The 25598-nt window shown below is 25.6% G+C and carries 17 protein-coding genes, 1 tRNA gene and 1 pseudogene; 6 read left to right on the forward strand and 13 right to left on the reverse strand.

Translation table 11 applies throughout. The features are described from left to right. The first annotated feature begins 62 nt into the window (after window positions 1-62). Both rlmKL and D9V76_RS01865 read left to right on the forward strand, forming a co-directional pair. Window positions 63-2156 (forward strand): bifunctional 23S rRNA (guanine(2069)-N(7))-methyltransferase RlmK/23S rRNA (guanine(2445)-N(2))-methyltransferase RlmL, encoded by a 2094-nt coding sequence (gene rlmKL, locus D9V76_RS01860; RefSeq protein WP_158337269.1) that lies wholly within the window; start codon window positions 63-65, stop codon window positions 2154-2156. Window positions 2157-2179: 23 nt separating this feature from the next. After that, window positions 2180-3958, forward strand: a complete 1779-nt coding sequence (locus D9V76_RS01865; protein ID WP_158337271.1) for an ATP-binding cassette domain-containing protein — start codon at window positions 2180-2182, stop codon at window positions 3956-3958. Here the strand turns inward: D9V76_RS01865 and trhO are convergent. The 3 genes from trhO to D9V76_RS01880 all read right to left on the reverse strand — a co-directional run bounded on the left by trhO (window position 3953) and on the right by D9V76_RS01880 (window position 9369). Continuing rightward, window positions 3953-4891, reverse strand: a complete 939-nt coding sequence (gene trhO, locus D9V76_RS01870) for an oxygen-dependent tRNA uridine(34) hydroxylase TrhO (protein ID WP_158337273.1) — start codon at window positions 4889-4891, stop codon at window positions 3953-3955. The two genes, D9V76_RS01865 and trhO, sit on opposite strands and share 6 nt — an antisense overlap. Before the next feature lie 27 nt (window positions 4892-4918). After that, window positions 4919-7789, reverse strand: a complete 2871-nt coding sequence (locus D9V76_RS01875) for a valine--tRNA ligase (protein WP_158337275.1) — start codon at window positions 7787-7789, stop codon at window positions 4919-4921. A 77-nt stretch (window positions 7790-7866) separates the two neighbouring features. Next, entirely contained in the window at window positions 7867-9369 is a 1503-nt protein-coding gene (locus D9V76_RS01880; protein ID WP_158337277.1) for a leucyl aminopeptidase, read from the reverse strand. A gap of 176 nt (window positions 9370-9545) precedes the next feature. Between D9V76_RS01880 and argF the strand changes: the two genes are divergently transcribed. The 4 genes from argF to D9V76_RS01900 all read left to right on the forward strand — a co-directional run bounded on the left by argF (window position 9546) and on the right by D9V76_RS01900 (window position 12586). Next, on the forward strand, window positions 9546-10562 hold the full coding sequence (gene argF / locus D9V76_RS01885) for an ornithine carbamoyltransferase (protein WP_158337279.1): 1017 nt from the start codon (window positions 9546-9548) through the stop codon (window positions 10560-10562). A gap of 161 nt (window positions 10563-10723) precedes the next feature. After that, window positions 10724-11656 carry an aspartate carbamoyltransferase gene (gene pyrB, locus D9V76_RS01890; RefSeq protein WP_158337281.1) on the forward strand — a complete coding sequence of 311 codons (933 nt, stop codon included), beginning with the start codon at window positions 10724-10726 and terminating at the stop codon, window positions 11654-11656. A gap of 9 nt (window positions 11657-11665) precedes the next feature. Beyond that, complete coding sequence (gene pyrI, locus D9V76_RS01895) at window positions 11666-12121, forward strand: aspartate carbamoyltransferase regulatory subunit (protein ID WP_158337283.1); 456 nt, start codon at window positions 11666-11668, stop codon at window positions 12119-12121. A 78-nt stretch (window positions 12122-12199) separates the two neighbouring features. Continuing rightward, entirely contained in the window at window positions 12200-12586 is a 387-nt protein-coding gene (locus D9V76_RS01900; protein ID WP_158337285.1) for a Rid family detoxifying hydrolase, read from the forward strand. 66 nt (window positions 12587-12652) lie between these two features. Here the strand turns inward: D9V76_RS01900 and D9V76_RS01905 are convergent, their stop codons facing one another. The 10 genes and pseudogenes from D9V76_RS01905 to glmM all read right to left on the reverse strand — a co-directional run bounded on the left by D9V76_RS01905 (window position 12653) and on the right by glmM (window position 25359). Further along, window positions 12653-14458: a DEAD/DEAH family ATP-dependent RNA helicase gene (locus D9V76_RS01905; RefSeq protein ID WP_158337287.1), complete on the reverse strand. Its 1806-nt coding sequence runs from the start codon at window positions 14456-14458 to the stop codon at window positions 12653-12655. A gap of 419 nt (window positions 14459-14877) precedes the next feature. Next, the gene (gene pnp, locus D9V76_RS01910; protein WP_158337289.1) at window positions 14878-17001 is read right to left on the reverse strand and encodes a polyribonucleotide nucleotidyltransferase; all 2124 of its coding nucleotides are present in this window, start codon (window positions 16999-17001) and stop codon (window positions 14878-14880) included. A gap of 292 nt (window positions 17002-17293) precedes the next feature. After that, window positions 17294-17563 (reverse strand): 30S ribosomal protein S15, encoded by a 270-nt coding sequence (rpsO, locus tag D9V76_RS01915; protein WP_158337291.1) that lies wholly within the window; start codon window positions 17561-17563, stop codon window positions 17294-17296. Between the two features lie 101 nt (window positions 17564-17664). After that, window positions 17665-18603 carry a tRNA pseudouridine(55) synthase TruB gene (truB, locus tag D9V76_RS01920; protein WP_158337293.1) on the reverse strand — a complete coding sequence of 313 codons (939 nt, stop codon included), beginning with the start codon at window positions 18601-18603 and terminating at the stop codon, window positions 17665-17667. A gap of 20 nt (window positions 18604-18623) precedes the next feature. After that, entirely contained in the window at window positions 18624-18998 is a 375-nt protein-coding gene (rbfA, locus tag D9V76_RS01925; RefSeq protein ID WP_158337295.1) for a 30S ribosome-binding factor RbfA, read from the reverse strand. A 59-nt stretch (window positions 18999-19057) separates the two neighbouring features. Then, window positions 19058-21667, reverse strand: coding sequence for a translation initiation factor IF-2 (gene infB / locus D9V76_RS01930; RefSeq protein ID WP_158337297.1), 2610 nt, complete (start codon window positions 21665-21667; stop codon window positions 19058-19060). Window positions 21668-21684: 17 nt separating this feature from the next. Then, complete coding sequence (gene nusA, locus D9V76_RS01935; protein ID WP_158337299.1) at window positions 21685-23172, reverse strand: transcription termination factor NusA; 1488 nt, start codon at window positions 23170-23172, stop codon at window positions 21685-21687. 153 nt (window positions 23173-23325) lie between these two features. Beyond that, window positions 23326-23407: transfer RNA gene (locus D9V76_RS01940), tRNA-Leu, on the reverse strand. 49 nt (window positions 23408-23456) lie between these two features. Further along, complete coding sequence (gene secG / locus D9V76_RS01945) at window positions 23457-23783, reverse strand: preprotein translocase subunit SecG (RefSeq protein ID WP_158337301.1); 327 nt, start codon at window positions 23781-23783, stop codon at window positions 23457-23459. 237 nt (window positions 23784-24020) lie between these two features. Continuing rightward, window positions 24021-25359, reverse strand: a pseudogene (gene glmM, locus D9V76_RS01950) (phosphoglucosamine mutase). Window positions 25360-25598 lie beyond the last annotated feature (239 nt).

Genomic DNA, 25598 nt, shown 5'->3' on the forward strand with positions numbered 1-25598 from the left:
TTTTTAGATATCAACTTTTTAAAAAACTTTAAACATTTTTTAAAAAAAATGAAAGTAAAAAAATGAATTGTTTATTTGCTAGTACAAATTTTGGATGTGAAAAATTATTAGAAAAAGAACTCCTGTCGCTAGGAGGTAAAAATTTAAAAATTATAAAAGGTGGTATTTATTATGAAGGAGAAGATTTAGTATTATATAATACTTTAATGTGGAGCAGAATTTCTTCAAGAATTTTTTTATGCATAAAAAAATTTATTATAACAAATAGCGATGATTTATATAAAAATACTTATAACATTAATTGGACTAAAATATTATACTTAGAAAAAACTTTTTTAGTTAAATTTAAGGGAACAAATAATATTATTAAAAATAGTTTATTTGGTTCATTAAAAATTAAAGATGCGATTGTTGATAAATTTTACCAAAAATATTCTACTCGTCCTAATATAAATCTTCTTACTCCAGATATTCGTATTACAGCATATTTATTTCACAACTCAGTACATGTTATGTTAGATTTAAGTGGAGAGTCTTTAAATAAAAGAGGATATCGTAAATTTTTTGATATTGCTCCTATTAAAGAGAATTTAAGTTCAGCAATTATATTAAGTTCAGGATGGAAAAAAAACACTCCTTTAATAGATCCTATGTGTGGATCAGGAACACTATTAATTGAAGCGGCAATGATGTCTTCTGATAGAGCTCCTGGACTTACAAGAAAAAAATGGGGATTTCAATCTTGGAAAAGACACAATGAAAACATTTGGAATAAAATTTTAAAAAAAGCAAAAGAAAGATTTGAAATAGGTATAAAAACATGTGTTAAAAATTATTTTATAGGATATGATTTCAATCCTAATATTATAAAAAAAGCCAAAAAAAATGCAATAAATGCAAATTTAGAAAATATTGTTAACTTTGTTGCATGTGATTTAAAGTATCTTAAAAATCCCTATCAAAGCAAAGAAATTGGAACATTAATAAGTAATCCCCCTTATGGAGAAAGATATGAAACTGAAAATAATTTAATAGCTTTATATATTGAACTAGGAATTGTATCAAAAAAACACTTCAAAAATTGGAAATTATCAGTATTCAGTTCTTCTAAATTTTTATTAACGTTTTTACAAATGGAATCATATGAAGAATTATTTTTTAAAAATGGTCCATTAGATTGCCGTTTAAAAAACTATGAAATATTTTCAAATAAACTTAATGATAACAGTGAAGAATATCAAAATAGACTACGAAAAAATTTTAAAAAATTAAAAAAATGGAATGATTTAAAAGAAGTAGAATGTTTTCGTGTATATGATTCAGATCTTCCAAATTATAAAATAATAGTAGACATTTATAAAAAATGGCTAGTCATTCAAGAATATCAAGCACCAAAATCAATAAATTACCAAGAAGCGCATAAAAGATTATGCAGTGCTATTTACCATAGCAAAGAAATATTGTCTATTCCTACAAATAATATAGTAATAAAATTTAGAAAAAAACAAAAAAACAAAGAACAATACCAAAAATTATTTAATAAGAATAGTTTTTTTATAATTAAAGAATATCATGTAAAGTTAATAGTAAATTTAATTGATTATTTAGATACTGGTTTATTTTCAGAACATCGACTTGTAAGAAAATTATTAGGTAAAATGTCTATAGGAAAAGATTTTTTAAATTTATTTTCATATACTGGTGCTGCTACTGTTTATGCAGGATTAGGAAAAGCTAAAAGCACTACAACTATAGATATATCCAATACATATATTGGATGGTCCATGCGTAATATGTCTATCAACAATTTAATAAATAGTAAAAATATTTTTATTCAAGAAGATTGTTTAGAATGGATTGTTTTAACTAATAAAAAATTTGATTTAATTTTCATAAATCCACCTACTTTTTCAAATTCTAAGAGAATGAAAAAAACTTTTGAATTAAAAAGAGATTATATTGAATTGATAATAAATCTAAAAAGAATCTTACGTAAAGATGGTGATATTATTTTTTCAAGCTCAACACATAATTTTGAAATTAATTTAGACGATATTAAAAAAATAAATCTATATGCAAGAAAAATTACTCATTTAATACAAACAAAAGATTATTTAAAAAAGAATTATCATTCTTGGTTAATAAAACATATTTAATAAACTCAAAAAACGAGAAACATATGCCTCTAATTAGTATCCAAGATGCCTCTTTATCATTTAGTGATTTGGAAATATTAAAAAACGCTGTACTTTATATCAACAAAAACGAACGTATTAGTTTAATTGGTAAAAACGGTGCGGGAAAATCAACTTTATTAAAAGTAATTAATAAAAATCAAGATTTAGATCATGGTTCTATTATTTATAAAAAAGATATAAAAATATCTTATTTAAAACAAGATAATCCAAAAAATTTAAATATTTCTATATATGATTTTATTAAAAATCAATTTAAAAAAGAGAACAAAAAAGAAATAAATGTTAATGAAATTATAGAAATAAAAAAAATAATTAAAACTTTTCAAGTTGACAAAAATTCTTTGCTTGCAGAACTGTCTGGAGGGTTCTTAAGAAGAGTGGTATTGAGTTCAGTACTATTAGGAAAACCAGACGTCTTGTTACTTGACGAGCCAACAAATCACTTAGATATTAATACTATTACATGGTTAGAAAATTTTTTAAAAAAATTTTCAGGAACAATATTATTTATATCACATGATAGATCTTTTATTCAAAATGTATGTACAAGAATTGTTGATCTTGATAGAGGAAGATTGATTTCTTTTCCAGGAAATTATAAAGAATTTATAAAATTAAAAAAAGAACATAATCGGATTGAAAAAATAAATAAAAAATTATTTGATCAAAATTTAAAAAAAGAAGAAATCTGGATTAGAAAAGGAATCAAAGCTCGTACTACACGTAATGAAGGAAGAGTAAAAAATTTAAAAATATTACGAAAAGAGCATGAAAATTATAAAAAAATAGAAACATTTAATAACATTAAAATTAATGAAATTAAAAGTTATCCAGGTAAAATAATTTTTAAATTAAAAAATATAAATTTCTTTATTGAAAAAAAAAGTATTATTCAAAATTTTTCTTCAATTATACAATATGGCGACAAAATAGGATTAGTAGGAAACAATGGATCGGGAAAAAGTACTATGATTAAAATACTTATGGGAGAAAAAAAAATTCAAACAGGTTCAATTCATTTTGGAAAGGAATTGAAAATAGCATATTTTGATCAGGATCGATCAATTTTAGATTCTAATAAGTCTATCTTGGAAAACATCAATAATGGAAGAGAAAAGATTGTATTAAATGGAAAAGAACAACATTTGATAGGATATCTAAAAAAATTCCTGTTTAAACCAAATCAAATACACTGTTTAGTAAAAACTTTATCTGGAGGTGAATGTAATAGATTACTTTTAGCAAAATTATTTTTAAAACCAAGTAATGTTCTAATTTTTGATGAACCTACAAATGACTTAGATTTAGACACACTCGAATTGTTAGAAGACATTATTATCAAATATTTAGGCACTGTTTTAATAGTAAGCCATGATAGAAATTTTATTGAAAATACAGTAAATAAATACTGGATATTTAAAGGAGATGGATTAATAAACACACATTTTAATTCATATGATAATTTAAAAGAAGAAAAAAATAAAAAAATACAAAAAAAATATATGTCAAATCAAACTAAATCTAATATTAACTTTTTAAAAATAAAACATAATCAAGTAAAAAAAGAACTAAAAGAAGTATTAGATGAAATAGAAAAAATAGAAAATAACATTAAAAAATTACAAAACAAAATGAATGAACCAAACTTTTTTAAACAAAAAATTATCAATCAGTTACCAATTTTAAAAGAATTTAATATAGAAGAAAAAAAATTAGAAAAAACATTAATATCTTGGGAAAATTTAGAAAAAAAATTATAAAATATGTTGCATACAGTTTTCAGAACAACAATTTTTAAAATTAATCATACAATTTTTACACTGAATAAAAAGAAGATGACATAAATCGAAACTGCAATTAACGTATCTATCTGAAGGTTTATGACATTGTTTACAAAAAGATATAATCTTATCTGAAATTTTTTCACTCATACGATTATCAAAAACAAAATTACTTCCTTGGAAAAGAATCGGTAATCCGTTTTTTTTAGCATCGTGCACATAACCAAGAATTCCACCCTTCAAATGATATACATATTTAAAACCATTAAAATGCATCCAAGCGCTAGCTTTTTCACAACGAATACCGCCTGTACAATACATTACAATTTTTTTATTTTTAGCATAATCTATAACTTGAATGACTTTCTGCAATTGCTCTCGAAAAGTTTGACTTTTAATTTCTATAGCATTAGGAAAATGTCCAATTTGATATTCATAGGAATTCCTCATATCAACAAATATTGTTTTTGGATCACTTAACATCATATTAACTTGTTTTGATTTTATATAGATACCTACGTTTTTAGAATCAAATAATGGATTTTTAATACCATCATTAACAATATTTTTCTTAATTTTAACAGAAAGAACCCAAAATGCTTTTACGTCATTATTTAATGATTTATTAATAAATAAATTATTTAGTTCTGGATCAAGAGTATATAAAAAATTTTTTACAAAAAAATACCATTTTACAGGAATACTAATCTGTGCGTTAATCCCTTCATCAGATATATAAACTCTTCCTAAAACATTATATTTATAAAAATTTTTATAAATTTGATCTCTATATTCTTTTGTACTTTTTATAAAAAAATATTTATAAAAAGAAACTACAAAACGAGGTTCTTGATCAATCAACATCTTTTTTTTTAATTCTTTTTTGGAAGTACGATTACATAAATTTGACATAATAAAAAAACCTATAATTAAAAATGTTTATTTTTTTTCACAATATGAGTTATTAAGAGATTCTAATTGTTTAGATAATTTTAAATATATTTCGTTTAAATTTTTTAATTTTTTTATTTCTTGATTTATTATATTTTTAGGAGCATAAGATAAAAAATTTTGATTAGATGTTTTTTCTTCAGAAACTAATATTTGTGATTTTATTTTTTTTATTTCTTTATTTAATCGTTTTAGTTCAGTTTTTTTATCAACCATTTTAAGTATGGGAACTAAAATTTCAACTCCATCAATTATTTTTTTTATAGATAAAAAAGGTTCATCATCTTTTTTAGATAAAATTTTAATTTTTTCTAAAAACGCCATATTTTTTAATAAAAATTTATTTTCTTTAATTGTTTTCTCTTTTTCGGAATTAACGTTTTTTAAAAATAATGGTAACAATTTAGTAGAACTAATATTCATCTCAACTCTAGTATTCCGTAAAAAAATAATGATTTTTTTCATCCAACTGATATTAGATAATATATTTTTATCAAGTAATTGATCATTATATTCAGGAAAAGATTGAAGCATAATCGTTTTACCTTTAATATATTTTATTTTTTTTACCCGCTGCCAAATGGCTTCTGTAATAAAAGGAATTATAGGATGAGATAATCTTAACAATAATTCTAATATATGAATTAAAATATTTTTAGTAAAACATATATCTTCAGGAGAACCTAATTTTATAATAGATTTCACAAATTCTAAATACCAATCACAAAAAATATTCCAAATAAAATCATATAAAATATTTGCTGCGATATCAAATCGATAAGTATCCAATGAACTTCTATATAATTTAATAACATTATTAAATTTTATTAATATCCATTTATTTATTAATAACATATTATCATGAACTGAAAAATTAAAATAACTATGATCTTTTGTATTTATTAAAACAAAACGACTAGCATTCCATAGTTTATTACAAAAATTACGATATCCCTTTAATCTATTCATATCCCATTGTATATCACGTGTATTAGATGCTAAAGCAGAAAAAGTAAAACGTAATGCATCTGTACCTGTTGCGTCTATTCCATTAGGAAATTGTTTTATAGTACGATAACGAATCTTTTCAGATAAATTAGGTTGTAATAAATTACTTGTTCTTTTTTCAATTAATTTATTTAACGAAATTCCGTCTATCATGTCTATTGGGTCAATAACATTTCCTTTTGATTTTGACATTTTTTTACCTTCTTCATCACGTATTAAACCTGTTATATAAACATCTTTAAATGGTACTTGTGGATTTCCATGACAATCTTTAACAAGATACATTGTTAACATAATCATTCTAGCAATCCAAAAAAAGATAATATCAAAACCACTAACTAAAACGTTAGTTGAATGAAAAGTTTTTAAAAATTTTGTTTTTTTAGGCCAACCTAATGTGGAAAAAGTCCATAAAGCAGAAGAAAACCAGGTATCTAATACATCATTATCTTGATTTAATATTGTATTGTCTGCTATATCATATTCTTTACGTATTTTTTTTTCGCTGTAACCAACATATATATTTTTCTTATCATCATACCATACCGGGATACGGTGACCCCACCATAATTGGCGTGAAATACACCAATCCTCAATATTATTCATCCAAGATAAATACATACTTTCATATTGATCGGGTATAAATTTAATTTTCTTTTCCTTAACAACATTAATAGCTAATTTAGATAACTGTAATGTTTTTAAATACCATTGATTAGTTAACATTGGTTGAATAATAACATTACTTCGATCACTATAAGGAACGAGAATTTCACATTCTTCAATATTTTCTAAAAATCCTAATTTTTCAATTTCATAAACAATTTTTTTTCTTGCAGATAAAATATCTAAGTTCTGAAATTTAATTGGAATAGATGAATTATAAACATTAGATTTTATACCTTGATAATTATAAATTGAAAAACTAGATTTAATTTTTCCATTAAGGGTAAAAATATTAATCATAGGTAATTTATGACGTTGTCCTACTTTATAATCATTAAAATCATGTGCAGGAGTTATTTTTACGCAACCTGTATCCTTGTTTACATCGGCATAATCATCTCCAATAATTGGTATTATTCTGTTAACAATAGGACATATAACAGAGTGACCAATTAAATGATTATATTTATGATCGTTTGGATTTACAGCTAAAGCAGTGTCACCTAATAAAGTTTCAGGTCTAGTTGTAGCTACTAATAAATATTTAATATTTATATTTTTCGTATTTTTAACAATTGGATATCGAATAAACCATTTTTTACCTTTTACTAAACGATGCTCTACTTCTAAATCTGATATTACTGTTTCCAATTTTGAATCCCAATGTACTAATCTCTTTTTCTGATAAATTAAATTATTTTTGTATAAAATAATAAATGCTTCTTTAACAGAATTAGAAATATCAGGATCTAAAGTAAATTTCTCTCGATCCCAATCGACAGAATTTCCTAACCGTCTCATTTGTTTCGTAACGGAAAAATTAGATTTCTTTTTCCATTTCCATATTTTTTTAATAAAATCGTTTCTACTGTAATCTTTTTTCGTTTTTTTTTCTTCTGAATATATTTGACGCTCAATTAAAATTTGTGTTGCTATTCCAGCATGATCTGTTCCAACTTGCCATAACGTGTTTTTTCCTTGCATTCTATTGTAGCGAATTAATATATCCATAATTGTTTGTTGAAAAGCATGCCCCATATGTAAATTACCTGTAATATTAGGAGGTGGCATCATAATACAAAAAGTTGGTTTATTTAAATTGTTATTAGGTTTAAAACATCCATTTTTTTCCCAAAAATTGTATAAAGATTCTTCAATATCTTTAGGGTTATAATTTTTTTCCATTGTATTCAACTATATTGTTAATTTAAAAATGGCAACATTGCCGTATTAAAAAATAAATTTTTTTATATTTTTTAAACTTAAAAAAAATTAGATTCATTTAATAAAAATTGACTTAATAGTTCAACAGGACGACCTGTTGCACCTTGATTGTTACCAGATTCCCAAGCAGTTCCAGCAATATCTAAATGAGCCCAAGTGTATTCTTTTGAAAATTGAGAAAGAAAGCAAGCAGCAGTTATCGCACCTGCTTTACCTTTTCCAACATTTGAAAAATCTGCAAAGCTAGAATTTAATTCTTTTTCATATTCTGAAGACAAGGGTAGACGCCATATTTTATCGTTAGTTTGTTGTGAAGATTTTTCTAAGTCATAAGCAAGTTTTTCATCGTTTGAAAAGAGACCGCTAAAATGACTTCCTAATGCTACAGCACATGCTCCGGTTAAAGTAGCAATATCAATAACTATATCTGGAGAAAAACGTTTTATAAATGTTAAAACATCACATAATACTAAACGTCCTTCAGCATCAGTATTTAATATTTCTACTGTTTTACCTGACATAGTAGTTAAAATATCGCCAGGTCTAAAAGCATTACCTCCTGGCATATTTTCACAACCTGCCAGAATGCCTATAATAGTTAGAGGTAAGTTTAATTTAGCTGCAACGATTAAAGTCCCATATACTGCTGCAGCACCGCACATATCATATTTCATTTCATTCATATTTTTAGATGGTTTTATAGATATACCTCCAGAATCAAATGTTAATCCTTTTCCTATTAATACAATAACTTTTTCCTGTTTAATTGTATTTTTTCCAGAATATTTAATCACAGACATATATGGCTTATTTTTAGATCCACTTCCAACTGCAACATAAGCATTCATGCCTAAATCATGCATTTCTTTGATATCAATTGATGTTACATCGATTTTACCTTTATATTTTTCAGATAATTTTTGAGCTTGTAAAAATAAATATAATGGATTGCAAATATTAGGTGGTAAATTACCTAACTTTTTTGCAGCTGTAATTCCAGAATTAATTGCTAAAGCATGCTTTAAAGCATTATTTGCTATATGAAAGTATTTTTTTTCCATTATGTGAAATGAAATTGAATATAAATAAATATCTTTTTCTAAAGATGTGTTTATCTTAAAATTTTTATAAAAATATTTATTAATAGCATTAACCATTGTCCTAATAGACCAATATATATCACAATTTTCAATATTTATTTCCATTAAAGAAAAAAGAATATTTTTAATAGAAAATTTATTTAAAATTCTCATACTTTTTTCTACAATCTTACTAAGATCGTATCTGTTTAAACTATCTTTTTTTCCACATCCAACTAGTAATATTCTTTCAGAAACAATATTAGGAATATTATATAATAAAAGTGTTTGACCTATTTTTCCTTGTATATCACCTTTTTTAATAAAATTATTAATATAACTCAAAACAGATTCATTGAAACAATTATTTGCACAGGTGAATTCACAAAATTCAAAAATACCAATTACTATACAATCAGTCTTTTCTTCTCTTAGAAGAGAATTTTTTATAAAAAATTTCATAATTTTTTCTCGAAAAATATAACAAATGTTATCAATTGATTATATGTTTTATTTTTTAAATATTAAAAAAAGAAATAAAATACAGAAAAATATTATATACTATATAATGGTATTTTTAACTTCTAATTTAACTTCATTAAAAATATATTTTTATCTAATTATGGAGAATCTAAGTTATGAATCATCTTTATCAACGTGACTGTTTAAGATTACTAGATTTTACCACTGAAGAATTAAAAAACATTATTACGTTATCAGAAAAATTAAAAAAAATAAAAAAAAATCATCAAGAAATTAAGCTTCTTAAACAAAAAAACATTGCTTTAATTTTTGAAAAAGAATCAACTCGTACAAGATGTTCATTTGAAGTGGCAGCTTTTGATCAAGGTGCACATGTTACTTATCTTGGACCGGGTAGTACGCATCTTGGAACAAAAGAATCAATTGAAGATACAGCAAGAGTACTAAGTCGTTTATATCATGGTATTCAATATCGAGGTCATAATCATAGAACGATAGAAATTTTAGCACAGTATTCTACTGTACCAGTTTGGAACGGATTAACTGAAAAATTTCATCCCACACAATTAATTGCTGATTTACTAACCATGAAAGAAATTTTTTTAAATAAAAATTTTTCTGATATAAAATGTGCTTATGTTGGTGACTCGCGTAATAACATAGGAAATAGTCTTTTAGAAGCTGCTTCCATAGTAGGGTTAGATCTGCGTTTAGTATCTCCAAAAAAATGTTGGCCTGATAAAAATCTTTTTATTGAATGCAAAAAATTAGCAAGAAAAAATAAAGGTAATATAACATGTACTGAAGATGTTAAAGAAGGTGTTAAAAACACAGATTTTATTTATACTGATGTTTGGGTGTCGATGGGGGAAGATAAAAAGAAATGGAAAGAAAGAATTGAATTATTAAAAAATTATCAATTAAATGATTCTATGATAGAAATGACAAAGAATCCTAAAGTAAAAATACTGCATTGTCTTCCTGCTTTACATGACCAAAAAACAAGCATAGGAAAATCTATATTGAAAGAATATGGATTAAAAGATGGAATGGAGATCACAGATAATCTTTTTCAAAAACATCAAAAAACTATTTTTGAACAAGCAGAAAATAGATTACATACTATAAAAGCGCTTCTTATATCCAGTCTTGTAAAAGAAATTAATTTTTAATAATTAACATAATTTATACAAAAAAATTATATATGTAAATATAAAAAAATATGAAATTTTTAATATTTAAAAAATCACTCAATAATTTTTTTTCTTATCTCTTTGTATGTTGATAAGATATTCAAAACTATCTTTTTCACTATAATTAAGGAAAATAAACATTGAGAAATTCTCTGTATAAAAAAAATATAATTTCAATCAATGATCTTAATCGAAATGAATTAGAGTTAGTATTAAAAAAATCTGCATTCCTAAAAGAAAAAGCACAACCTAATTTACTAAAAAATAAAATTATTGCCAGCTGTTTTTTTGAAGCGTCAACACGTACTCGTTTATCTTTTGAAACAGCTGTTCATCGCTTGGGAGCATCAATTATAGGGTTTTCTGATGGTGAAAACATTTCTTTAGGAAAAAAAGGAGAAACATTAGCAGATACTATTTCAGTTATAAGTTCATATGTAGACGCAATTGTTATTCGACATCCCCAAGAAGGATCTGCACGTTTAGCTGCAAACTTTTCTAATGGAATACCAATATTTAATGCAGGAGATGGGGCAAACCAACATCCAACACAAACACTTTTAGATTTATTTACTATTAAAGAAACACAAACTAAGCTTAGTAATTTAAACATTGCCATGGTAGGAGATTTAAAATATGGAAGAACAGTTCATTCATTAACACAAGCATTAGCTAAGTATAAAAATAATCAATTTTTTTTTATTTCACCTGATGCATTAACAATGCCAAATTACATCAATGATATGCTTTATAAAAAAGAAATTTATTGGAAAAGATATAAAAACATAGAAGAAATAATTTCTGAAATTGATATTCTTTATATGACTCGTGTTCAAAAAGAAAGACTTGATTCAACTGAATATGCAAATGCTAAATCAAAATTTGTTTTACAAACTTCAACTTTAAAAAATGCGCGTAATAATTTAAAAATATTACATCCACTACCTCGTATAGATGAAATAGATCATGATGTTGACTATACACCTTATGCTTGGTATTTTAAACAAGCAGCAAACGGAATTTATGCACGTCAAGCAATTTTATCATTAGTACTAATAGAAAAACATTTTTAATAAAAATATATGCAAATAAATAAACTTCAAGTAGAAGCTATTAAATCTGGTAGTGTAATTGATCACATTCCAGCACATATTGGTTTTAAACTACTTTCTCTATTCAGATTTACCGAAACAGAAAAAAGAATCACTATTGGATTAAATTTACCTTCTCAAAAATTAGGTAAAAAAGATATTATAAAGATTGAAAATACTTTTCTAAGCGATGATCAAATTAATCAATTAGCTGTTTATGCACCATGTGCTACAGTTAATTACATTGAAGAATATAATTTAGTGGGGAAAACTTTTCCGTCTTTACCTAAAAAAATAGATCGTATTTTAATTTGTCCAAATAGTAATTGTGCTAGTCACAATCATTTTATCACTTCTAGTTTTATTTTTACAAAAGATATAAATAACGAAATAAACTTAAAATGTCAATATTGTGAAAAAGAATTCGCTAAAAACATAGTTTTATGATAAAAAGAATCTAAATATTATATTTTTTTTAGAAAAAATTCTATTTCTCTATTTAATAACATAAAAAAATGGTGTTTTATGAATGTTATAGTTAACACGGAAAACGCTCCAAAACCTATCGGACCATATTCACAAGCTATAAAAAATGAAAATTTTTTGATTACGTCTGGTCAAATACCTATTGATGTTAAATCAGGATACATACCAGATAACATCTCTGAACAAACATATATTGTATTAAAAAATATAAAATCAATTATTATTGCGTCAGAATATAAAATACAAGACATTATAAAAATAACAATTTTTACTACTAATTTAAAAAAAATTCATATAATTAATGAAATCTATGAAAAGTTTTTTATAGATAACAAATCATTATTTCCTGCAAGATCTTGTATAGAAGTTCAAAAATTGCCAAAAAATGTAAAAATTGAAATGGAAGCAATGGCATTTAAAAAATAAATTTTACAAAAATTTTAAATAATTTTCTACTATAATATCTTCAATATGCCGCAAAGCGGCATAAAATCAAATACTTTTACGACGAAAAAAAGATGATTTTGTTTCATTTTTAATGTTATTAGATTTATTTAAACGGTTTTCAGAAAAACGACGCTTATTATTTTTATCTTTATTAAAAATAGAACGATTATGTGTTCTAGTTTCATAATTTTTAATATCACGCAATAATTTTATATTTATTTGTTTATTTAAAATTTTTGTTTTCATGAGATGTTGCAATAAATCTTTAGATAATCCTTTAGGTAATTCTAAGATTGAATAAGAAGAAAATAGTTTAATATTTCCAATATTACGACTATTAATATTCCCTTCGTTAGCAATAGCACCAACTATATGACGCACTTCAACTCCATCATTACGACCTACTTCAATTCGATATAAGTCTATATCTTTTATGTCTCGACGTTCACGACGATTTCGATTATTATTGCGATTATTCTCTTCACGTCGGCGATCATCTTTAAAAGAAAACTCTCTAGATGGACGTTTTAATAAATCTTTTTTAATAATCAAAGGTCGTCCTCCTTGGGCCATTTTTAATAAAGCAGCAGCAAGGGTCTTTATATCCAAATCGTCAGGAGCATATAATTTATCTAACAATGAACTGTATTCATCTAAATCTCTACTTTCTAATTGCTCTTGTACTTTTTTCGCAAATTGTTCAAGACGTCTTTTACATAATAATTCAATTTTCGGCAATTGAACTTCTGGAATAGTTTGATTTATTGTTCGTTCAATATTACGCAACAATCGACGTTCACGATTTTCAACAAATAATAAAGCTCTACCAGCTCTACCGGCTCTACCTGTTCTACCTATGCGGTGAACATAAGATTCTGAATCCATAGGAATATCGTAGTTAATAACAAAACTAATCCGATCAACATCTAAACCACGAGCAGCTACATCTGTAGCAATTAAAATATCTAATCGACCATTTTTTAGTCGTTCTAAAGTTTGTTCTCGTAATGCTTGATTCATATCTCCATTTAATGCAGCACTATTGTATCCATTGCGTTCTAAGGCTTCAGATACTTCTAAAGTTGCATTTTTTGTTTTTACAAAAATAATTGTTGCAGAAAAATCTTCTACTTCTAAAAAACGAATCAATGCGTCAGTTTTTCTGCCATAAACCATCCAATAACTTTGCTTAATATCTGGACGTGTAGTTATATTCGACTGTATTTTTATTTCTTGAGGATTTTTCATAAATCTTTTAGAAATACGACGTATGGCTTCTGGCATTGTTGCTGAAAATAAAGCTGTTTGATGCTCTTTAGGTATTTGAGACATAATTGTTTCTACATCTTCTATGAAACCCATACGTAACATCTCATCTGCTTCATCTAAAACTAATGCACGTAAATTTGAAAGATTAAGCGTTCCTCTTTTTAAATGATCTAATAAACGTCCTGGAGTTCCTACAACAATTTGAGGTCCTTGTCGTAGTGCTCGTAGTTGTACTTCATATCGTTGACCACCATATAAAGGTAATACGTGTATTCCTATTATATATTTAGAAAAATCTGAAAAAGCTTCAGCTACTTGAACAGCTAACTCTCTTGTTGGAGCTAATACTAAAATTTGAGGTGCTTTTAAGTTAACATCAAGATTATGTAATAAGGGTAATGAAAATGCTGCTGTTTTTCCACTTCCTGTTTGTGCCATTCCTAATACGTCTCGTCCTTCTAAAAGCAATGGAATACAAGACGCTTGAATAGGAGAAGGTTTAACATATCCCATTTTAGCTAAAGATTTAATAATAAAAGGATTTAAACCAAGAAAAGAAAACGTGCTTTCAGTATGAGTCATGCAATAGATATGCCTTTTAAGTTACAGTGGCCAGTCTACATAGCTCATTATGAAAATATATATTATTTATTATTCTCATTGAAAGTTGTGAACCGGCTCAAATTAAATGATCTAATAAATACATTAAAAGTAAATAATGTTTATTAGTTATTGCTAATAATTTTTTAAATACATAAAATATAAAATCAGCAAATAGTGAGAATTATTTTTAAAAACTTTATTTCTACTATTAGTAAAAAAACTGTAAATAATAATCTAAAAGATTAGATTTTATCTATATATTATTTATATGGTACTATCTGATAAGATATAAATCTATATTTTATTGAAAATAAAAATTTTTTAATCCTTGAATTTATAAAAAATAGATTAATTAAATAAAGAAAATTAAATTTTTTAATAATTTAAATGTAATTATATCAGATATAAATATTATTTATAGGTTTATTGGAAATAATAGAATTTTCTACTTCTTTAATACTTAATCTTAAACGTCCTTGACGATCTATTTCCAATACTTTTACTGAAATCATCTGATCAACTGCTAAATGATCAGAAACTTTTTCTACTCTTTTATCAGAAATTTGTGAAATGTGTACCAAACCTTCTTTTCCAATACCTATTGAAATAAAAGCGCCAAAATCAACAATACGAGTTACTTTTCCAGAATAAATGCGTCCAACTTCAATTTCTGCTGTAATTTCTTCAATTCTACGAATAGCATTTTTTGCTTTTTCCCCAATTGTTGCAGATATTTTAACTGTACCGTCATCTTCTATTTCAATTATAGTCCCCGTTTCTTCAGTTAACATACGAATGACAGATCCTCCTTTACCTATTACATCTTTAATTTTTTCAGGGTTAATTTTAATTGTATGAATACGAGGTGCAAATTCAGAAATTTCGTTTCTAGGTTCACTTAATGCTTGTTTCATGACATTTAAAATGTGCAATCGAGCAGATTTTGCTTTGTTTAATGCAATACGCATGATTTCATTAGTAATTCCTTCTATTTTCATATCCATTTGTAAAGCTGTAATTCCTTCTTCTGTTCCAGAAACTTTAAAATCCATATCTCCCAAATGATCTTCATCACCCAAAATATCTGAAAGTAAGACATATTGATCGCCTTCTTTCACTAGACCCATAGATATCCCGGCAACAGCAGATTTTATAGGTACTCCGGCATCCATTAAAGCTAAAGATGCGCCACAAACTGAAGCCATAGAAGAAGAACCATTAGATTCAGTAATTTCAGATACTATCCTTATAGTATAAGGAAAATCATCTAATTTAGGCATAACTGCTAAAAGACTTCTTTTAGCTAAACGACCATGTCCAATTTCTCGTCTTTTAGGTGAACCTACCATTCCAATCTCTCCAACAGAATAGGGAGGAAAATTATAATGAAATAAAAAATTATCAGTTTTATCTCCTAATAATTCATCTAAATTTTGAGCATCTCGAGAAGTACCTAAAGTCACAGAAACTAAAGATTGTGTTTCACCTCTAGTAAATAAAGAAGAACCATGCGTACGAGGTAAAACACCTGTTCTAACATCTAATGCACGAATCATATCTTTTTCTCGTCCATCAATACGATTTTCGTTATTCAATATACGTTTTCTTACAATTTTTTTTTCAATCTTTTTAAAAATATCTTCAATTTCTGATATATCTATATTTGGATTTTCACTTAAAAATAATTTTGTTATTTCTTCTTTAAGAAAATTTAACTTCTCATATCTTTCTTGTTTGTTAAATATTAAATAAGCACTACTTATATCTTTCTCAACTAACTTGGTAAGTTTTAATTCTAATTCTGTATTTATTTCAGGATAAGATACTATCCAAGGTAATTTACTTGCTTCATTTGATAAAGAACGAATATTATTAATAACTACTTGTTGTTGTTGATGACCAAACATAATGGCACCAAGAATTTTATCTTCACTTAATACTTTTGATTCTGCTTCTACCATTAAAATAGCATTTTGAGTACCTGAAACAACCAAGTCTAAAAAACTAGATTTCATATCTTCAGTTGTGGGATTTAAAACATATTGATTATTAATAAAACCAACTCTAGCAGCGCCAATCGGTCCATAAAATGGTATTCCTGATAGACTTAATGCTGCTGAAGCACCTATAATAGAAATTATATCAGGATTTATTTGTGGATTGACTGATACTACAGTGGCAATGATTTGAATTTCGTTAAAAAAACCTTTTGGAAATAAAGGTCGAATTGGTCTATCAATTAGTCGAGCAGTTAATATTTCATTTTCACTTGGACGTCCCTCTCTTCTAAAAAAACCTCCTGGTATTCGACCCACAGCATATGTTCGTTCCTGATAATTTACTGTAAGAGGAAAAAATTTTTGAGTAGAATGAGTTGTTTTTTCTCCAACAACAGTTACAAAAACAGCCGTATCATCCATACTAGCCATAACAGCTGCTGTTGCTTGACGAGCCATTATACCTGTTTCTAAAGTAATTGTATGTTGGCCATATTGAAATTTACGTACAATGGGATTTAGCAAAATAATATCCTTAATATAAAAATAATTTTATATTCATAAAAAACTTTTAATTTTAAAAGTTAGCATTATAAATAAATATAGTATTTGATCTACAAATTATAAATATAATATTTATTATACATATGCATTTTGTTTATTTTTTTTAAATAAAATTTTTACTTAATGTATTTTTAATAAATATCCAAACAAAATTGTAAAAAAAGGGCTAAAAAGCCCTTAATAAAAAAATTTTTATCTGTTAATTTAAAGTTTTTAAATATTTTTTTAATTTTATAATGCTTGAAAAAATTATTTATCGTCTTAAATTTAAACTTTCAATTAATTTAGTATAACAAGATATGTTTTTTTTCTTTAAATAATTCAATAATTTACGACGTTTTGAAACCATATTTAAAAGGCCTCTACGACTACAATGATCTTTTTTATGTTGAGAAAAATGTAATTGAAGGTGATTAATTTGATTCGTTAACAATGCAATTTGAACTTCTGTTTTTCCAGTATTTTTTTCATTTTGGCCATATTTTAAAATTGTTTCTTTGATACCTATTATACCGAGAGACATTTGGAACTCCATATGTTTTAAACTATGTAAAACTAATTAAAATTTAATAAAATTATTTAAAAAATAATATCATGCTATTGTTAAATTTAATATAGATTAACTTAATTAGTCAACATAGAAACCAATCGATATGGAATTAATATTTGTTCAGAATTAATCTTTCCTAATCCGATAAATGTATTATTATCTTTTTCAAAAACACGCACTAAACTGTTTTGAATAGTAGATGAAAAATTAACTTTTTGTCCTAATTTAAAAACAGATAATTTTTTAATAGAAATATATATCTTAGGTAAAAAATGAATTGGGGTGTCAACTGGCATTAGTAAATCGTCTATTTTTTTTAAAAAATTTGTTTGTTTAGTATTTTTTTTATTCAATAATTTTTCTAAAAAAGACAACTTAACTAGTTTAGAACAAGAAAGTAATCCTATCTTTAAACGACGTAATGTAATTACATGAGCTCCACAAAATAATTTTTCTCCTAAATCTTCAATAAGTGTTCGAATGTAAGTACCTTTTGAACAGTGCACATTTAATTCAATCCAATTATCTTTTTGCTCAATAAGAGTAATCTTATATATAAAAACACGTCTGATATTACGTTTAATATTTATTCCTTTTCGTGCATATTTATACAAAGGAAGACCCTTATATTTAATAGCTGAGTACATTGAAGGTGTTTGATTAATCAAACCTGTCAATTCTTTTAAGGCTAAACTAAGTTCAAGAGAAGTAAAGATAATAGGTCGTTTTCTTAAGATTACTCCATCAGAATCAGAAGTAGATGTTTTTTCACCTAACTTAGCAACTACATTGTAGTATTTATCAGATTCACTCAAATAATGAGAAAATTTTGTGGCTTCACCAAAACAAATAGGTAACATACCAGTAGCCAAGGGATCTAAAGTTCCAATATAACCTGCTTTTTTAGCATTAAAAATAACTTTTACTTTCTGCAAAACATTATTAGAAGACATTCCTTGAGGTTTATCTAATAATAAAAATCCATTAACATTACGTTTTTTATGAAAAAACATTTATTTATCCCTTATTTTATTCATAATATAATGTTATTCTTTTTTGTTAATTTGTTTAATAATATAGAAATTTTATTACCTTTAAAAAAAGAATCATCATGGCAAAAAACAATAGTTGGAACAATTCTTAAATTCATTTTCTTGCATAACAATTTTCGAATATAGCCAGAAGCATTATTTAATACAATCAATATTTTTTTTACAGTTAAACTGTTTTTAGTTTCTAAAAAACTAATAAATACTTGAGCATAAGATAAATCTTTTGATAATCGAACTTCAGAAACTGTTATTATAGTTTTAATACGTGGATCTTTAAGAGAATGCTGTATAATAACAGCAATTTTTTTTTGTAATTCTTGAGCAATTCTAAAAGATCGACTAAACGATTTTTCCATGATTTTATTACCAAATTTAAGGTATTCTAAAAAATATATAATCTTCTATAAATTTGAATTTATAATATTCTTTTTACTTCTTTAACTTCAAATACCTCTATAACATCCCCAATACGTAGATCATTATAATTTTTTATACCAATTCCACATTCTATACTGTTTCGTATCTCATTTACATCTTCTTTAAAACGACGTAATGATTCTAATTCACCTTCATATATAACTATGTTGTTTCTTAGTATACGAATTGGATTATTTCTTTTAACAATACCTTCAGTAACCATACATCCTGCAATTAATCCAAATTTAGGAGATTTAAATGTATTTCTTACTTCAGCTAGACCAATAATATTTTGTTTATATTCGGGTGACAAAAGACCCGTCATAGCTGTTTTGACTTCATCAATTAAATCATAAATAACTGAATAATAACGCAAATCTAAACGTTCTGAATCAATTATTTTCTTAGCAGAAGCATCTGCTCGAACATTAAAACCTAAAATAATGGCATTAGAAGCAAGTGCTAAAGAAGCGTCTGTTTCTGTAATACCTCCAATACCTGAAGCGATAATATTTACTTTTACTTCATTAGTAGATAACTTAAACAAAGCACCAGAAATAGCTTCTAAAGAACCCTGTACATCAGATTTGATAATAATCTTTAATTCAGAAAAATCATTTCTTTTGATATTTTCAAACATATTTTCTAAACTTGATCTATTCTGATTAGATAATTTAATTTCACGAGATTTATCTTTTCTATAGGAAGCGACTTCTTTCGCTTTCTTTTCATCACGTACTACAGTTACTTTTTCACCAGCAAAAGGAACTTTAGATAAACCTAAAACCTCTACTGGAATAGATGGTCCTGCATGCTTGAGTATTTTCCCAGTTTCATTACGTAACATTTTAATACGACCATATTCAAAACCACATAATATTATATCTCCTTTTTTTAATTTTCCTTTTTGAACTAAAACAGTTGCTATTGGCCCTCTTCCTTTATCTAGAAAAGATTCTATTACAATGCCTTCAGCCATACCTGTAGATGTAGCTTTAAGTTCTAATATTTCTGATTGTAATACAATTGCATTTAACAGATCATCTATACCCTTACCTGTTTTTGCAGAAATAAGTACGAATATATTTTCACCGCCCCATTCTTCTGAAAGAACATTATATTTTGTCAAATCATTTTTAATTTGGTCTATATTGGAATCTAATTTATCTATTTTATTAATAGCAACTATAATTGGAACATTACCTTCTTTTGCATGTTGAATGGCTTCAATGGTTTGTGGTTTGACCCCATCATCAGCTGCAACGACTAATACAACAATATCAGTAATTTTGACACCACGAGATCGCATACCTGTAAAAGCAGAATGTCCTGGTGTATCTAAAAAAGTAATAGAACCTAAATCAGTAGTAACATGATAAGCCCCAATATTTTGTGTAATCCCACCTGCTTCATGAGAAGCTACTTTTGTAGAACGAATATAATCTAAAAGTGATGTTTTACCATGATCAACATGTCCCATAATAGTAACTACAGGTGCACGTACAGAAATGTTATTTCCTGTATCACGATCTTTCATTATTAATTCTTCTAATTCATTTTCACGATGTAAAATAACCTTATGTCCCATTTCTTCTGCAATCAATTGTGCTGTATCTTGATCAAGAACATGATTAATTGTTCCTATTATCCCCATGTTCATCATATTTTTTATTACTTCAGAACTTTTTATTGCCATTTTATTCGCCAAATCGGATACAGTCATAGTACCATTGATAACTACATCTCGATTAATAATAGATTCTGGCTTTTTAAAAACTTGTTGTAATAAAGTAGATTTATTCTTTTTTTTAATATTTTTTTTACTTTTAGAAATACGAACTTCATCCTTTTTGTTTTTTATTTGATTATTTGGTTTATTGTTTTTCTTTTGACGATGATTTTTTATGTTTCGATTATAATTTTTTTTATTTTTTTCGATTTCACGATTATTATCATCTTCTGTATTTCGAGTATGAAGAAATGTTGTTAAATGATAATCTTTTTTTTCTTCCTTATATAATTTTCGATTTTCAGTGTTATCTTTTATTATTTTTTTTGTATTAAGTGAACGATTATTTAAATCTATGTTTTTTTTTAAAGATTTATTTCTTTCATTTTTGTTTAAAGTATTAGATTTTTTTAATTGATTTAATTTACCTGGATTTTTAAAATTGATATTAGCTTTACTTTCTTCTAAAATTTCAATATTTTTTTGAGATTTTTTTTCTTTTGAAAGAGTTTTTTTAAATAATTTTAAGTGATTTTTTTCTTTTTTTTGCGATAAAATATTATTTTTCAATAAAGGTTCTAATTCAGATTTATTATTTTTAAGATATGTTCTTTTTTTTCTTACTTCTATTTGAACAGATTTATTTTTACCTCCAGGAGTTGATACATTTAAGGTACTTCTTGTTTTTCTTTGTAAAATAAAAGTATTTAAAAAAGGTTTTTTTTTATTCTCTAAATATTTTAATAAATTTTTCTTTTCTGTTATATTGATGCAATCATTTTCATTTTTTGAAATACCAATTTCAGATAATTTTTTTATTAATTCTTTAACAGATATTTTAATTTCATTTGAAAAAATTTTTAAATTTGTATCAACCATACTGTTTTTTCCTATTATCAGACTTTACTACCAAACCAACATATATTACGAGCTGCCATAATTAACAGACCAGCTTGCTCAGAATTTAAATTTTCAATATCAATTAAATCATCTATTCCTTGATCAGCTAATTCTTCCACGGTAAATATATTTTTTTCCGCTAATTTTAAAGCTAATAGTTCATTCATACCATTTATATTTAATAAATCTTTTTCAATTTTTTTATTTTTAATTTTATTTTTTTGATCTAACTCAAGAAGAAGTAATCCATTTTTAGCACCTTCACGGACTAATTGTACTTCTTTTTCTGTTAAATTATCAATTTCCAATAATTCATTAAATGGTATATAAGCTAATTCCTCAAGAGAAGAAAAACCTTCTTTAACTAAAATTTTAATAATTTTCTCACTAACATTTAAATTTTTCTTAAAAGTATTAAAAGCAGCATAAGCTTCTTCTTTATGTTTAGACCTAAGATCTTCTGTAGTCATGACATTAAGTTCCCAACCACTAATTTGAGAAGCCAAGCGAACATTTTGACCATTTCGTCCAATAGCTTGTGCCAAATTACTCGAGTCTACAGCAATATCCATAGTATGGTGATCTTCGTCTACTATAATAGAAACGACATCAGCAGGAGCCATAGCATTAATAACAAATTGGGCAGGATTGTCATCCCATAAAATAATATCAATTCGTTCTCCACATAATTCACTAGATACAGCTTGTACTCGTGCACCTCTCATTCCTACACAAGCCCCTACTGGATCAATTCTTTTGTCATTAGTTTTTACTGCAATTTTAGCACGAGAACCAGGATCGCGCGCAGCTGCTTTAATTTCAATCACTTCTTCTCCAATTTCAGGCACTTCTATACGAAAAAGCTCAATAAGCATTTCAGTTTTTGAACGACTAAGGAACAATTGTGCACCACGGGCTTCTGGACATACTCCGTATAAAATACCACGAATACGATCTCCAGGCCGAAAATTTTCTCGAGGTAACATGCCTTCACGTAAAATCAATGCTTCAGCATTATTACCTAAATCTAAAGTTAAATTATCTCGATTGATTTTTTTAACTACACCAGTAATTATTTGACCAATATGTTTTCGAAATTGATCAACCAACATTGCTCGTTCCGCTTCACGTACTTTTTGAACAATTACTTGTTTAGCAGTTTGAGTCGTTATTCTATCAAAATTTACAGATTCAATTTTATCTTCTATATAATCATTAATTTTAACTTTTTCACCTTCAAAACAAGCTGCTGCTAAAGTAATTTCTTTTGTTGGATGAGTAACTATATCTACTACCATCCATCGTCTAAAAGTGCTAAAATTTCCAGTTTTACGATTTATACTGACTCTTACATCAATTTCTTGTTCATGTTTTTTCTTAGTTGCTGTTGCTAACGCAATTTCTAAAGCTTCAAAAATTTTTTCACGTGGAAGTGATTTTTCATTAGACACAGCTTCTACAACAGCTAAGATTTCTTTATTCATCTTAGACAACCTCAAACTAAAAATTTTTCAAATAAATATTATAATAAAAAACCCCGAAAATTCGGGGTTTTAGGTAAGACCACCCTATTTGTAAAATGACTAAATATGACTTATAAAATACTTTTTCTATAACTTTTTTTCATTAAAAAAAAATACCGAGGATGGGACTTGAACCCACATGCCAAAAGGCACTACCCCCTCAAGATAGCGTGTCTACCAATTTCACCACCTCGGTATAAAATATATATAAGTATAAAAAATTTTTATACTAAAAAATTTAAAATTTAATGTGGTAATTCATTATTTAATATTTTTAACTCTTTTTTTTCATTTACAATCTTTTTTTGTATACTATTTTCTAAAAAAACATCTGAATTAACTTTTTTATCATTAATATTGCATAAAACAATACTAAGAATTAAAAAAAAACCAGAAAAAACACCAATAACATTTTTTATAAAACTACCATTTCCAATATTATTAAAAAAATTGAGATTATTAGATGTATTTAAATGTATAGTGTTATTAAATCCTTTTCCTGGTTGTAATAAAATCAAAAAAATTAAAGAAAAAGAAATTAAAATTAAAAAAATTAAAAAAAACAAATACATAAAATATTATCTTCCTTTTTTATAAATTATTTTTTAAATATACATCAATTCATATTTTATTTAAAAAATATTTTATACTATACAAAGTACAAACATTTTTAGATTATATATGTTTTTTTTAAAATAATTCTATTTTTATATTTAAAATATTTCTTTTTTTTATTTTTTAAATAAATATTAAAATAATATATTTTCAATTCAAAAAAAATTAAAAGAAAATTTCTTATTTATAAGAAACTACATTGATTTAATTATATCTGAAACATCATAAGCTAATTTTTTTATTTGAAGATAATTTTCACCTTCTACCATAATTCGAATATACGGTTCTGTACCAGATTTCCGTACAAATAAACGACCTGATTGGCCTAAAATATTTCTAGATTTATAGACAATAGATTGAAATCTTGTATCTTTTTCGAAATCTTTATCTTTATTGAAAAAAACATTCAATAATATTTGGGGCAATAATTTTACTTGATTAGACAAAAAATATAAAGATGTATTGTTTCTAATCATACTTAATAATACTTGTAAACTAGCTATTATTCCATCACCAGTAGAGTGTTTATCTAATAAAACAACATGTCCTGACTGTTCTGCGCCAAGAATCCATTTTTTTTCTTTAATTTTTTTATATATGTAACGATCCCCTATCTTTTTTGCTGAACAAAAAGGAATGCCAAGTGCTTTTAATCCAGAAACAACACCCATATTAGTCATTAAATTTCCTACTACCCCACCCTTTAATTGATTATTTTTTAAATATTCTTGTGCGATAATATAAATAATTTGATCTCCATTTACTTCATTCCCTAAATGATCTACCATAATAACACGATCCCCATCACCATCAAATGCTAAACCAATATCTGCTTTTGCTGATACAACTAATTTTTTTAACTCACAAATATTAGTAGAGCCAGAATTTTTATTGATATTGATTCCATTTGGATAAATAGAAGAAGTTATGACTTTTGCACCAAGACCTTGAAAAACTTTAGGTGCTACATTATAAGTTGAACCATTGGCACAATCTAGTACAATAGTAAATTTAGATAAGTTTATATTACGAGGAAAAGTGCTTTTACAAAAATCTACATATTTTTTTACGGCATTTCTGATTTTATTAGAAAAACCAAAATTTTTTGAATAAGAAGAATCATATAGAGAATCATCTAATTTTTTTTCAATAATAAATTCTTTTTCTTCAGTTATTTTTATTCCATTTTTAAAAAAAATTTTTATTCCATTATCATAAAAAGGATTATGAGAACCTGAAATAACAATTCCAGCAGAAGCATTTAAAGACTGAGTTAAATATGCAATTGCAGGAGTAGGTATACAACCAACTAAAAAAGTCGAAAACCCTTTTGACAAAATTCCAAACTCTAAAGAATACTGTAACATACATCCTGAAATACGTGTATCTCTTCCTATAACAATTTTTTTTTTTATTTTCACCTAACACTGTACTAATAACTTGTCCTAGCTTTAATAAAAAATCTGGAGTTATAGGTTTTTTTCCTACCGGACCACGTATACCGTCAGTTCTAAAATACTTTAAACATGTCATAAACATTTTATCCTTATCTTTTTTTAAATTATTTTTATTATTTAAATATAGTAAATATTTTTATAAAAAAACAAAATACAATCTTAATTTTTAGAAAAAAAGATGAAGCTATAATAATTTTATGACTTCATCTTATTCTAATTCTTTTTAAAAAAAGAATGTGATTTACATTAAAATTTTATTTTTTTAACAAAAAAATATTTTTTTAAAAACTAAATAAAAAAATAGCAACTTATTTT

The organism is Buchnera aphidicola (Rhopalosiphum padi) (assembly GCF_005080845.1).
Classification (GTDB): Bacteria; Pseudomonadota; Gammaproteobacteria; order Enterobacterales; family Enterobacteriaceae; genus Buchnera; species Buchnera aphidicola_AO.